We start from the raw sequence: 12,981 nt of genomic DNA on the forward strand, positions 1-12,981 counted from the left end.
CGCCGTTCGTGACCCCGAAAAGCCGATCGCGATGGCCGATGTGGCCGATCACCCCCAGTGACTGGTGGCCGATACCGGTGGTGGCACGCCCGCGCTAGGATCGGGATTCACCTACGTGACCAAGGACCCGGATATGTCGCTCACCCTGCGCCCGCGCGCCGCGCTGCTCGCTGTTGCTCTCAGTACTGCTCTCGGCACGCTTGCGCCCACCTACGCGCTGGCGGCCAAGCCGGCCGCGACCAGCAAGGTCGATATCCCGTTCGAGCAGTTCACCCTGCCCAACGGCCTGCGCGTGGTGGTGCATACCGATCGCAAGGCACCGATCGTTGCGGTCAACATCTGGTACCACGTCGGCAGCAAGGACGAGCCCGCCGGCCGTACCGGCTTCGCGCATCTGTTTGAACACCTGATGTTCCAGAGCAGCGAGAACCACGGCGGCGAGTACTTCGAGCCCTTCAAGCAGGTGGGTGCCACCGGCCAGAACGGCACCACCAATACCGACCGCACCAATTACTTCGAGAACGTGCCGACCACCGCGCTGGACATGGCGCTGTGGATGGAATCGGACCGAATGGGCCATCTGGTTGGCGCGATCGACCAGGCTGCGCTGGACGAGCAGCGTGGCGTAGTGCAGAACGAGAAGCGCCAGGGCGAGAACCAGCCCTATGGCCAGGTGTGGGAACAGCTCAACCGCGCGCTGTATCCGGTGGGCCATCCGTACCACCACAGCGTGATCGGCTCGATGAACGATCTCAACGCCGCCTCGCTGGATGACGTCAAGACCTGGTTCCGCACCTGGTATGGCCCGAACAACGCAGTGCTGGTGCTGGCCGGTGACATCGATCTGGCCACGGCCAAGGAGAAAGCGGCCAAGTACTTCGGCAGCATCCCGGCCGGCCCGAGCATGGCGCAGCCGAAGGTGGACGTGGCCAAGCGCCCGGCCGACACCCGCGAGGTGATGACCGACAAGGTGCCGCAGGCGCGCATCTACCGCGCCTGGAACGTCGCCCAGGTCGGCACCACCGACGTCGACCAGCTGCAGCTGCTGGCCTACGTGCTCGGCGGCGCCAAGTCTTCGCGCCTGAGTCAGCGCCTGCAGCACCAGGACAAGCTGGTCGACAACATCAGCGCCGGCGCCTATGCCTCGCAGCTGGGTTCCAACTTCATGGTGATGGCCACCGTGAAGCAGGGCCAGGATCCGGCCAAGGTCGAAAAGATCATCGATGAGGAAATCGAGCGCCTGCTCAAGGAGGGCCCGACCGCCGAAGAACTGGCACGCGCCAAGACCGGCTCCCGTGCCGGTTTCATCCGCGGCATCGAGCGCATCGGCGGCTTCGGCGGCAAGGCCGACGCGCTCGCCGAATGCACGGTGTACACCGGCGACCCGGGCTGCTTCCGCACCTCGCTGGCCAACATCGACAAGGCCACTGCTGCCGACCTCAAGCGCCTGGGCGCGCAGTGGCTGGACAAGGGCAGCCACACCCTGGTGGTCGAGCCGGGTGAGCGCGTTGCGCTGAAGGAAGATCCGTCGCAGGCGCCGAAGCCGTTCAACGTGCCGGCCGTGGACAGCAAGTACAGCACCCTGCCCGAGCAGGTGGACCGCAAGGCCGGCGTGCCGCAGACCCGCGAGTTCCCGCAGTTGAAGTTCCCGGCACTGCAGCGCGCCACGCTGAAGAACGGCACCCAGGTGGTGCTGGCCGAGCGCCATGAAATTCCGGTGGTGCAGTTCAGCTACCAGTTCCCGGGCGGCTTCACCGCTGACCAGGGCCGCAAGCCGGGCACCGCCAACTTCACCATGAGCCTGATGACCGAAGGCGCCGGCAAGCTGGGTTCGCTGGCCTTCGCCGATGCGGCCGATGCGCTGGGTGCGGACCTCGATGCATCCGCCGGCCTGGATTCGGTGGACGTGGAACTGTCCGCGCTGAAGGAGAACCTGGTGCCGTCGCTGGCGCTGTATGCCAGCCTGCTGCGCGAGCCGCGCTTCGAGCAGAGCGAGATCGACCGGGTCAAGGCGACCTGGATCGCCGGCATCCAGCAGGAGAAGGTCAACCCGGGTGCGGTGGCGATGCGCGTGCTGCCGCCGCTGCTGTACGGCAAGGGCCACCCCTACGCCATTCCGTTCACCGGCAGCGGTGATGAAGCGGCGATCAGCAGCCTGGGCCGCGAGGATCTGGTCGACTTCCACCGCGACTGGCTGCGTCCGCAGGACGGCACCCTGATCGTGGTGGGTGATACCACCCTGGCCGAGATCGTGCCGCTGCTGGACAAGCAGCTGGGTGACTGGAAGGCCACCGGTGATGCGCCGACGATCAAGGCCACCACCGCCGTGGCGCTGCCGAAGAGCCCGCGCGTGTTCCTGATCGACCAGCCGGGCGCGGTGCAGGCCAACCTGTTCGCCGGCCAGGTCGTGCCGCCGTCCAGCGACGCCAGCTCGACCCGCTTCGACATCGCCAACGGTGTGATCGGTGGCGACTTCACCTCGCGCCTGAACATGAACCTGCGCGAGGACAAGCACTGGTCCTACGGTGCCCGCACCAGCGCCAGCAACACCGTGGGCCAGCGCCCGTGGATGGCGATGGCACCGGTGCAGATCGACAAGACCGGCCCGGCCATGGCCGAAATGCGCAAGGAGATCGCCGAGTTCGCCAACGGCAGCAAGCCGGCGACCGACGCTGAAGTGGCGCGCATCCGCAACATCCAGACCCTGAGCCTGCCCGGTGCCTACGAGACCGCCAGCGCGGTGGCCGCGACCATCGGCACGATCGTGCAGTTCAAGCGTCCGGACGACTATGTCCTGCGTCGCAAGGCCGAGATCGAGGCGATGACCCCGGCACAGGTGCAGCAGGCGGCGGCGGAGATCAAGCCGCAGGCGCTGACCTGGGTGGTGGTGGGTGACCTCAAGCAGACCGAAGCGGCCGTACGCGCCTTGAACCTGGGCGAAGTGACCGTGATCGATGCCGAAGGCAACCCGGTCAAGAAATAAGGGAGAGGCCTGCCCGCTTCGGCGGGCAGGCCTGCCGCGGTAGTGCCGGCCGCTGGCCGGCAACCCCGTGACTCCGAACCGGGGTCAGAGCCCCCTGCGGGGGATCCGACCCCGCCTCGGCTATCCCTGATTCAGACGGTTCAGGCACACTCCTGACATTCCCTTCCAGGATCCTGCCCATGCGCGTTCTGCTGCTGTCGTCCCTGTTGCTCACCGTCACCGCCTGTACCTGGGTGCCGATCGAACCAGCCGGCAAGGCGACCCGCGTGCTGCCGGCAGGCCCGGTACCGGCCGGGTGCATCTCCAAGGGCGAAGTGGTGGTGACCGTGAAGAGCAAGGTCGGCTTCTACAACCGCAACCCGCTACGTGTGCAGGAAGAGCTGGAAACCCTGGCTCGCAACGAGGCTCCGACCACCGGCGCCAATGCCGTGCAGGCCGCTGCAGCCCCCGCCGATGGCAGCCAGCGCTTCGCCGCTTTCCAGTGCCCGCCGCGCTGAATCCTTCACCATACGGCCAAGGCTGAATTCGTAAAGATGCGGTGAAGGCCCGGGGGGTTATAGAATAGCGCCCCCTTTGCCTGAGCCTTGGCGCTAACCTCGATGCTCTTCAAGAATGTCTCGATTGCCGGCCTGGCTCACATTGATGCGCCGCACACGCTGACGACCAAGGAAATCAACGAACGGCTGCAGCCGACGCTGGATCGCCTTGGTATCCGTACCGATGTCCTCGGCGATATCGCCGGCATCCACGCGCGCCGCCTGTGGGACAACGGCGTGCTGGCGTCCGACGCCGCCACCATGGCCGGCCGCAAGGCGCTGGAAGACGCAGGCATCGATGCGACGCAGGTGGGCCTGTTGATCAACACCTCGGTCAGCCGTGACTACCTGGAGCCGTCCACCGCGTCCATCGTGTCCGGCAACCTCGGTGTCAGCGACGAATGCATGACCTTCGACGTCGCCAATGCCTGCCTGGCCTTCATCAACGGCATGGACATCGCGGCGCGCATGCTCGAGCGCGGTGAGATCGACTACGCGCTGGTGGTGGATGGCGAGACCGCCAACCTGGTGTACGAAAAGACACTGGAGCGGATGACCGCGCCGGACGTCACCGCCGACGACTTCCGCAACGAGCTGGCGGCGCTGACCACCGGTTCCGGTGCGGCCGCGATGGTGATGGCCCGTTCGGAGCTGGTCCCCGACGCGCCGCGCTACAAGGGTGGCGTGACCCGTTCGGCCACCGAGTGGAACCAGCTGTGCCTGGGCAACCTGGACCGCATGGTCACCGACACCCGCATGCTGCTGATCGAGGGCATCAAGCTGGCCCAGAAGACCTTCGCCGCCGCCAAGATCGCACTGGGCTGGGCCGTGGAAGAGCTGGACCAGTTCGTCATCCACCAGGTCAGCCAGCCGCACACCGCTGCGTTCATCAAGAATTTCGGCATCGATCCGAAGAAGGTCATGACCATCTTCGGTGAGCACGGCAACATCGGTCCGGCCTCGGTGCCGATCGTGCTGAGCAAGCTCAAGCAGCTGGGCAAGCTGAAGAAGGGCGATCGCATCGCGCTTCTGGGCATTGGTTCTGGCCTGAACTGCTCGATGGCTGAAGTGGTCTGGTAAGCAGCCCGCTGCGTTGATTCCAAGGGCCGGTTTACCGGCCCTTTTTACAGGTGCGATCCGATGTCCCAGCTTCCCGGTTACCCCGCCCACCCGCAGCGTTTCGAGGTCCGCCCCGGCCTGTCGATGAACTATCTCGACGAAGGCCCGCGCGACGGCGAGGTAGTGGTGATGGTGCACGGCAACCCGTCGTGGAGCTATTACTGGCGCACGCTGGTGGCCGGCCTGTCGGACAGGTACCGCTGCATCGTGCCGGACCATATCGGCATGGGCCTGTCGGACAAGCCCGACGACAGCCGCTACGAGTACACGCTGCAGTCGCGGGTGGATGATCTGGATGCGCTGCTGAAGCATCTGGGCATCACCGGCCCGGTGACGCTGGCCGTGCACGACTGGGGCGGCATGATCGGCTTCGGCTGGGCGCTGTCGCACCACGACCAGGTCAAGCGCCTGGTGGTGCTCAACACCGCCGCGTTCCCGATGCCGGCGGCCAAGAAGATGCCGTGGCAGATCGCGCTGGGCCGGCACTGGAAGATCGGCGAGTGGATCATCCGTACCTTCAATGCGTTCTCCTCCGGTGCCTCGTGGCTGGGCGTGGAGCGGAAGATGCCGGCCGATGTGCGCCGCGCCTACGTGTCGCCGTACAACAGCTATGCCAACCGCATCAGCACCATCCGTTTCATGCAGGACATTCCGCTGTCGCCGGCCGACAAGGCGTGGTCACTGCTGGAGCGCGCCGGCAAGGCGCTGCCGTCGTTCGCCGATCGACCGGCCTTCCTCGGCTGGGGCCTGCGTGATTTCGTGTTCGACCACCACTTCCTGAAGGGCTTCCAGGCGGCGTTGCCGAAGGCGCAGGTGCATGCCTTCGAGGATGCCGGCCACTACGTGCTGGAAGACAAGCATGAAGTGCTGGTGCCGGAGATCCGCGCGTTCCTGGACGCGAATCCGCTGTAGTCCTGTTACCCGGATATTCCCGGTAGTGCCGGCCGCTGGCCGGCAAGCGCGCAACGCGCGCCGGGTTCACGAGGTTGCTGGCCAGCGGCCGGCACTACCCGTCATGCCGCGATCGGGGCCTGCGGCGACGGGCTGTTGCCGTTGTCATCCGGGTGGTCGTCGTCGTTGCCTGCTTCATCGCGCCAGCGCCAGTCGGCCAGGGTCAGCGGATCCAGCCCATAGGCGATGCGGGCCTTGTCGCACTGCGGGCTGGCCTTGCCGTACTCCCACGATGCATCCACCTCGCGGCACACGCTGGGGCGGTTGGGGTGGATCGTGCAGCGCGAATAGACACCGATCTGCGCGTCCAACGCCACGCAGCGCACCGGCTTGGAATGGGTGCCGCGCATGCACAGGCGGTGCGGGTCGAGCACCTCGGTGAGCTGGTGCGGCACGCCGCCGGGGGTGACCTCGTCCGATTCCATCCAGTGGAAGGCCACGCGGTATTGGGTGCAGCAGGCGCCGCAGGTCATGCAGGGATGTTGCATGGGCAAGCCGCCTCGGGCGGCATCGGGGAAGGGACGAGGATGCGGATTTTCCACGCTGGCGGCCGCCGCGCAAGAAATTCCGTAAGCGGCGACAATGAACGGATGAACCGATCCTGCAACATCGCCGCGCGGCTGCCCGAGCTGGCGCGTGAACGCCCCGACCAGATCGCCATCCGCTGCCCCGGCCGCCGCGGCGCCGGCAACGGCATGGCGGCCTACGACGTGACCCTGGATTACCGCCAGCTGGACGCCCGCAGCGATGCGATGGCGGCCGGCCTGGCCGGTTACGGGATCGGCCGCGGGGTGCGCACGGTGGTGATGGTGCGGCCGTCGCCGGAGTTCTTCCTGTTGATGTTCGCCCTGTTCAAGCTGGGCGCGGTGCCGGTGCTGGTCGATCCGGGCATCGACCAGCGCGCGCTGAAGCAGTGCCTGGACGAGGCACAGCCGCAGGCCTTCATCGGCATCCCGCTGGCCCACGTGGCGCGGCTGGCGCTGCGCTGGGCGCCTTCGGCGACCCGTCTTGTCACGGTCGGTCGCCGCCTGGGCTGGGGCGGTACCACGCTGGCCGCGCTGGAGCGTGCCGGCGCCAACAGCGGCCCGATGCTGGCCGACACCGATGGCGAGGACACGGCGGCGATCCTGTTCACCAGCGGCTCCACCGGCGTGCCCAAGGGCGTGGTCTACCGCCACCGCCACTTCGTCGGCCAGATCGAGCTGCTGGGCAGCGCCTTCGGCATGGAGGCGGGCGGGGTGGACCTGCCGACCTTCCCGCCGTTTGCGCTGTTCGATCCGGCACTGGGCCTGACCTCGGTGATTCCGGACATGGACCCGACCCGGCCGGCCCAGGCCGACCCGGCGCGCCTGCATGACGCCATCCAGCGTTTCGGCGTGACCCAGCTGTTCGGCTCGCCCGCACTGATGCGGGTGCTGGCGCGGCACGGGCGGCCGTTGCCGACGGTGACCCGGGTGACCTCGGCCGGTGCGCCGGTGCCGCCGGACGTGGTCGCCACCATCCGCAGCCTGCTGCCGGCCGATGCCCAGTTCTGGACACCGTACGGCGCCACCGAGTGCCTGCCGGTGGCAGTGGTGGAGGGGCGCGAGCTGGAGCGTACGCGCGCGGCCACCGAGGGCGGTGCCGGCACCTGCGTCGGCAGCGTGGTCGCACCGAACGAAGTGCGCATCATCGCCATCGACGACGCGCCGCTGCCGGACTGGTCGCAGGCGCGCGTGCTGGCCGTGGATGAAGTCGGCGAGATCACCGTGGCCGGGCCGACCGCCACCGACAGTTACTTCAACCGTCCGCAGGCGACGGCGGCGGCGAAGATCAGCGAAACCCTGGCCGATGGCAGCGTCCGCATCGTGCATCGCATGGGCGATGTCGGCTACTTCGATGCGCAGGGGCGGCTGTGGTTCTGTGGCCGCAAGACCCATCGCGTGGAAACCGCGTACGGGCCGCTGTACACCGAACAGGTCGAGCCGGTGTTCAACACCGTGGCCGGGGTGGCACGCACCGCGTTGGTCGGCGTCGGCGCAGCCGGTGCGCAGGTGCCGGTGCTGTGCGTGGAGCTGCAGCGTGGCCAGTCCGACAGCCCTGCGTTGCGCGAGGCGCTGCAGGCCACGGCCGCTGCGCGTCTGCCCGAGATGAAGCTGGAACACGTGCTGATGCATCCGGCGTTCCCCGTCGATATCCGTCACAACGCCAAGATCGGCCGCGAGAAGCTCGCCGTCTGGGCCCGCGCCGAACTGGAGAAGCGCGCATGAAGATCCTGGTCACCGGTGGTGGTGGTTTCCTTGGCCAGGCGCTGTGCCGAGGCCTGGTCGAACGTGGCCACCAGGTGCTGGCGTTCAACCGCAGCCATTACCCGGAACTGCAGGCGCTGGGTGTGGGCCAGATCCGCGGCGACCTGGCCGACCCGCAGGCGGTGCTGCATGCGGTGGCCGGCGTCGATGCGGTGTTCCACAACGGTGCCAAGGCCGGCGCCTGGGGCAGCTATGACAGCTACCACCAGGCCAACGTGGTCGGTACCGACAACGTCATCGCGGCCTGCCGCGCACATGGCATCGGCAAGCTGGTCTACACCTCCACGCCCAGCGTGACCCATCGCGCCACGCACCCGGTGGAAGGACTGGGTGCGGACGAAGTGCCCTATGGCGAGGATTTCCAGGCACCGTATGCGGCGACCAAGGCGATTGCCGAACAGCGGGTGCTGGCCGCCAATGACGCCACTCTGGCGACGGTGGCATTGCGTCCGCGGTTGATCTGGGGCCCGGGCGACCAGCAGCTGGTGCCGCGCCTGGCCGATCGTGCACGCGCTGGCCGCCTGCGCCTGGTGGGCGACGGCAACAACAAGGTCGATACCACTTACATCGACAACGCCGCGCTGGCGCATTTCCTCGCCTTCGAGGCGCTGGCACCGGGCGCTGCGTGCGCCGGCAAGGCGTACTTCATTTCCAATGGCGAGCCGCTGCCGATGCGCGAGCTGGTCAACAAGCTGCTGCAGGCGGTGGGTGCTCCAACCGTGGACAAGGCGATCAGCTTCAAGACGGCGTACCGCATCGGCGCGATCTGCGAGCGGCTGTGGCCGCTGCTGCGCCTGCGTGGCGAGCCGCCGCTGACGCGCTTCCTGGCCGAGCAGCTGTGCACGCCGCACTGGTACAGCATGGAGCCGGCACGTCGTGATTTCGGCTACGTACCGCAGGTCAGCATCGAAGAAGGACTGCGACGGCTGAGGGCGGCATCATGACGGCGGCTTCACCGCGCTGAAGACTTCATTACGCGCAGAGATCGCCATCACCGGTTGCACACCGGCAGATGCGCAGGATGGACCCAACGCCACCCACGGCCGACCACCTGCGAGGAGCACCATGCTGCATTACGCCGTCATCTTCTTTGTCATCGCCATCATCGCCGCCGTGCTCGGTTTCTCCGGCATTGCCGGTGCCGCCAGCAACATCGCCTGGATCCTGTTCGTGGTGTTCCTGGTGCTCGCCGTGATCTCGATGTTCCGCAAGCGCACATGACCGCTTGAGCGGGTAGTGCCGGCCGCTGGCCGGCAACCTCGATCACCCGGGGTTGCCGGCCAGCGGCCGGCACTACCGAAGCGCGGTCAACGCACCGCGCTATGCAATCCGCGATCGGCTTCGTGGCGTTCCAGCGCCAGTTCAATCAGGCGGGTGATCAGCGTGGTGTAGTCGACGCCACTGGCACCCCACAGCTTCGGATACATGCTGATGCGGGTGAAGCCGGGCAGGGTGTTCACTTCGTTGATGACGATCTGGCCATCGGCGGTGAGGAACACATCGACCCGCGCCATGCCGGCGCACTCCAGCGCCTGATAGGCCTGCAACGCGATCTGCTGGATACGCGCCTGCGTTGCCGCATCGATTGCGGCCGGCACCACCACTTCAGCACCGTCTTCGTTGATGTACTTGGTGTCGTAGGCATAGAACTCGTCGTGCAGTACGACCTCGCCACAAATGCTGGCCTGCGGCCGCTCATTGCCGAGCACCGCACATTCGATCTCGCGGCCGACTACGGCCGACTCCACCAGGACCTTGTGGTCGTAGCGCAGCGCGGTCTGCAATGCCGCAGCGAAACCCTCTGCATCCTTGACCTTGCTCACGCCCACCGATGAGCCCTGGTTGGCCGGCTTGACGAACAGCGGCAGGCCAAGCACTTCGATCAGCGCCGCGACATCGACCACATCGGCTTCATGGCGACGGATGCACACCCAAGGCGCCACCTGCAGGCCCGCATCACGCAGCAGGCGCTTGGTCACGTCCTTGTCCATGGCCACCGCAGAGCCCAGCACCGGCGAACCGACGAAGGGCAGGTTGGCCATGCGCAGCAGCCCCTGCAGCGCACCGTCCTCGCCCAGCGGGCCGTGCACGATCGGCAACACCACGTCGATCTGCCCCAGCGCACTGCCCGCATCGGTCGGCTGCAGCTGCGCCTGCTCGGTACCGGGCAGCACCGCCAACGCGGTACCGGAAGCATGCAGGGCGATGCGCGCCGGATCATCCGCATTGAGCAGGAAGGTATCCGGCTGGCTCAGGTGCCACTGGCCCTGCTTGTCGATGCCGACCAGCACCGGTTCGAAGCGCTCCCGATCCAGCGCATCGAGAATGTTCTTCGCCGACTGCAGTGAAACCTCGTGTTCGGAAGACCTGCCACCGAAGATGATGCCGACCCGGGTCCGTGCCATGGAAGTGCGATGTCCTGTGCGTTGCGTGGCCCCATAGCATGAACCTTCATCTGCCTTCCGCGTGAGGCACAGATGAACCCGTGTTCCATCACCCGTTTCGAGGTTGCCGGCCAGCGGCCGGCACTACCGCAAGCACCATGGCTGCCGGGAACCTGTCGAAGGCGGGGTGGGTCCGGTTGCGGGGGTGTCCGCGGCATGGATGCCGCGGCCAAGCCCCCATGGACGGGTTTACGGCGTCCCCCGCAACCGGACCCACCCCGACTCCCTCAGCAGACTGCTTCTGACGTTGACGTTGACGTTGACGTTGCATCTGCGGGTGCCGGGCGGCAGCCCGGCCCAAGCCCACCACCCACGCAGGTAGAATGCGCACATGGCTCTTTCCCTGCTCAAGTCCCTCAAGCCGGTCGCTGGCCGCGCTCTGCAGATCGCCCTGAACCGCGCGCTGGCGCTGGATCCGGATACCCGCCATGCACTGGCCAGCCTCGACGGTCGCCATATCGACCTGACCCTGGACGCACCGCCGCTGGCGATGCGCATCAGCGTCGACGGCAACCAGTTGCGGGTGGGCCCGGTGGATGCTCAGGAAGCCGACCTGGCCGTGCGCAGCAGCCTGGCCGGCGTGCTGGCGCAGCTGCCGCTGCTGGCGCGCGCCCGCCAAGGTGCTGACAACAGCAAGGGCCGCGTACGCGTGGCCGGCGATGCCGAACTGGCGCGCCGCCTGCAGCAGCTGGCCAAGGGCTTCGATCCGGACTGGCAGCAGCCGTTTGTCAGCGTGTTCGGCGAAGTGCTGGGCGTGCAGGTGGCCAATACTCTGCGCAGTGCCCTGCAACACGCTCGCCAGGGCGCGATCGATCTGGCGCACAGCGCCGCTGAATTCATCACCGAGGAATCGCGCGACGTGGTGCCACGTGCCGAACTGGATGCCTTCCACGACGACGTGGACGTACTGCGCGATGATGTCGAGCGCCTCGGCGCACGCGTGCAGCGCCTGCGGGGTGCCGCATGAAGGCCCTGCTGCGGGCCAGCCGCATCGGCCGGGTGATCCTGCGTTACCGCCTCGACGACCTGCTGCAGGACACGCCTGCAGAGCGCTGGCTGCGCCTGGCCAAGCCGTTCGTGCCGCGCGCTTCGGCCGACATCGCCGCACAGTCGCGCGGTGCGCGCCTGCGACTGGCGCTGCAGGACCTGGGGCCGATCTTCGTCAAGTTCGGTCAGATCCTGTCGACCCGCCGCGATCTGGTGCCGCCGGACGTGGCCAATGAACTGACCCTGCTGCAGGACCGGGTCAAGCCCTTCGACGGCGACGCCGCGCGCCGCATCGTCGAGGAAGCGCTCGGCCTGCCGGTCAGCGAAGCCTTCGCCAGTTTCGATACCGAACCGCTGGCTTCGGCGTCGATAGCGCAGGTACACGCGGCTACCCTGGCCGATGGCCGCCAGGTGGTGGTCAAGGTGCTGCGCCCGGGCATCGAGAAGCAGATCGACGCCGACATCGCCCTGCTCAACTCGCTGGCAACGCTGGTCGAGCGCACCCATCCGCGTGCCGACAAGATCCGTCCGCGTGAAGTGGTGGCCGAGGTCGAGAACACCCTGGCCGCCGAGCTGGACCTGCAGCGCGAAGGGGCCAACGCCAGCGTGCTGCGCCGTTTCTGGGAGAACTCCGACGACCTGTACGTGCCGGAAGTGATCTGGAGTCATACCGCCGAGCGTGCACTGACCCTGGAGCGCGTGTGGGGCATTCCCTCCGATGACATCGCCGCGCTGGACAAAGCCGGCATCGACCGCAAGGCGCTGGCCGCCAAGGGCGTGCGGGTGTTCTACACCCAGGTGTTCCGCGACAACTTCTTCCATGCCGACGCGCACGCCGGCAACATCTGGGTCGACATCGATCCGGCACGCCGCGACAACCCGCGCTTCATCGCGCTGGACTTCGGCATCATGGGCCAGCTCTCGCAGGAAGATCAGTACTACCTGGCCGAGAATTTCATGGCCATCTTCAACCGCGACTATCGCCGCATCGCCGAACTGCACGTGCAGGCGCGCTGGATGCCCGACAACGTGCGCATCGATGATCTGGAAGCAGCGGTGCGCTCGGTGTGCGAGCCGTACTTCACCCGCCCGCTGTCGCAGATCTCGCTGGCCGAAGTGCTGATGAAGCTGTTCCGCGTGGCCCAGCGCTACCAGTTGACGCTGCAGCCGCAGTTGATCCTGTTGCAGAAGACCCTGCTCAACATCGAAGGCGTCGGCCGCCAGCTCGATCCGCAGATCGACATCTGGGCCGTGGCCAAGCCGGTACTGGCGAAGATCCTGCGCGAGCGCTACAGCCCGCGCCGCGTGGTGCGCGAGATCGGCAAGCGCCTGCCGGAAATCATGACCCATGCGCCGGACATGCCGCGCCTGGTGCACGCCTGGCTGACCCAGCAGGTGGAAGGTCGCCATGAACTGGCGATGCGTTCGCGCGATCTGGTCACGCTCGATGCGAGCCTGCAGCGCTTGCAGAAGCGCGCGGTCGGGGCGATCACCGGCGTCGGTCTGCTGGCGATTGCCGCATTGATGTACGTGCTGCAGCCGCCGGGCTGGTACTGGGGTGACGTGCCGGCGTGGAGCTGGTTGTCCGGTACCGTTGGCGTGTTCGCGCTGGCGCGTGCGTGGTGGCGATGACCGCAGCCTGCTGAAACGGCGACGACAGCGGACCGTCGTCG

At 67.2% G+C, this 12,981-nt stretch carries 11 protein-coding genes; 9 read left to right on the top strand and 2 right to left on the bottom strand.

Annotated elements, in window-relative coordinates; genetic code table 11:
• Window positions 1-133: 133 nt before the first annotated feature.
• From ACQ5SA_RS16690 to ACQ5SA_RS16705, 4 genes are all read left to right on the top strand, one after another.
• Window positions 134-2,983 (top strand): M16 family metallopeptidase, encoded by a 2,850-nt coding sequence (locus ACQ5SA_RS16690; protein WP_353098158.1) that lies wholly within the window; start codon window positions 134-136, stop codon window positions 2,981-2,983.
• Between the two features lie 179 nt (window positions 2,984-3,162).
• Entirely contained in the window at window positions 3,163-3,480 is a 318-nt protein-coding gene (locus ACQ5SA_RS16695) for a DUF4156 domain-containing protein (protein WP_025875855.1), read from the top strand.
• A gap of 102 nt (window positions 3,481-3,582) precedes the next feature.
• Window positions 3,583-4,599: a 3-oxoacyl-ACP synthase III gene (locus tag ACQ5SA_RS16700; protein ID WP_499315085.1), complete on the top strand. Its 1,017-nt coding sequence runs from the start codon at window positions 3,583-3,585 to the stop codon at window positions 4,597-4,599.
• 60 nt (window positions 4,600-4,659) lie between these two features.
• Entirely contained in the window at window positions 4,660-5,550 is an 891-nt protein-coding gene (locus ACQ5SA_RS16705) for an alpha/beta fold hydrolase (RefSeq protein WP_499315087.1), read from the top strand.
• A gap of 101 nt (window positions 5,551-5,651) precedes the next feature.
• On the opposite strand, the gene ACQ5SA_RS16710 is transcribed toward ACQ5SA_RS16705, so the two are convergent.
• Window positions 5,652-6,077: a YkgJ family cysteine cluster protein gene (locus ACQ5SA_RS16710; RefSeq protein WP_004135417.1), complete on the bottom strand. Its 426-nt coding sequence runs from the start codon at window positions 6,075-6,077 to the stop codon at window positions 5,652-5,654.
• Window positions 6,078-6,179: 102 nt separating this feature from the next.
• Here ACQ5SA_RS16710 and oleC point away from each other — a divergent pair, with 102 nt between their 5' ends.
• The 3 genes from oleC to ACQ5SA_RS16725 all read left to right on the top strand — a co-directional run bounded on the left by oleC (window position 6,180) and on the right by ACQ5SA_RS16725 (window position 9,098).
• Entirely contained in the window at window positions 6,180-7,838 is a 1,659-nt protein-coding gene (oleC, locus tag ACQ5SA_RS16715; RefSeq protein ID WP_499315089.1) for an olefin beta-lactone synthetase, read from the top strand.
• The gene (oleD, locus tag ACQ5SA_RS16720; protein WP_499315091.1) at window positions 7,835-8,821 is read left to right on the top strand and encodes a 2-alkyl-3-oxoalkanoate reductase; all 987 of its coding nucleotides are present in this window, start codon (window positions 7,835-7,837) and stop codon (window positions 8,819-8,821) included. Before oleC ends, oleD begins: the two co-directional genes overlap by 4 nt.
• Window positions 8,822-8,942: 121 nt before the next feature.
• On the top strand, window positions 8,943-9,098 hold the full coding sequence (locus tag ACQ5SA_RS16725) for a DUF1328 domain-containing protein (RefSeq protein ID WP_025875842.1): 156 nt from the start codon (window positions 8,943-8,945) through the stop codon (window positions 9,096-9,098).
• A gap of 86 nt (window positions 9,099-9,184) precedes the next feature.
• Here the strand turns inward: ACQ5SA_RS16725 and ddlA are convergent, their stop codons facing one another.
• A complete protein-coding gene (gene ddlA / locus ACQ5SA_RS16730) occupies window positions 9,185-10,282 on the bottom strand; it encodes a D-alanine--D-alanine ligase (RefSeq protein ID WP_499315093.1) in 1,098 nt (365 codons plus the stop codon).
• 370 nt (window positions 10,283-10,652) lie between these two features.
• Between ddlA and ACQ5SA_RS16735 the strand changes: the two genes are divergently transcribed.
• Both ACQ5SA_RS16735 and ubiB read left to right on the top strand, forming a co-directional pair.
• Window positions 10,653-11,288, top strand: a complete 636-nt coding sequence (locus ACQ5SA_RS16735; protein ID WP_230113293.1) for a ubiquinone biosynthesis accessory factor UbiJ — start codon at window positions 10,653-10,655, stop codon at window positions 11,286-11,288.
• Window positions 11,285-12,940 (top strand): ubiquinone biosynthesis regulatory protein kinase UbiB, encoded by a 1,656-nt coding sequence (ubiB, locus tag ACQ5SA_RS16740; protein ID WP_499315095.1) that lies wholly within the window; start codon window positions 11,285-11,287, stop codon window positions 12,938-12,940. The genes ACQ5SA_RS16735 and ubiB overlap by 4 nt, the downstream gene beginning before the upstream one ends.
• Window positions 12,941-12,981: the final 41 nt, after the last annotated feature.

It is taken from the genome of Stenotrophomonas indicatrix, assembly GCF_050573115.1.
Classification (GTDB): domain Bacteria; phylum Pseudomonadota; class Gammaproteobacteria; order Xanthomonadales; family Xanthomonadaceae; genus Stenotrophomonas; species Stenotrophomonas lactitubi_A.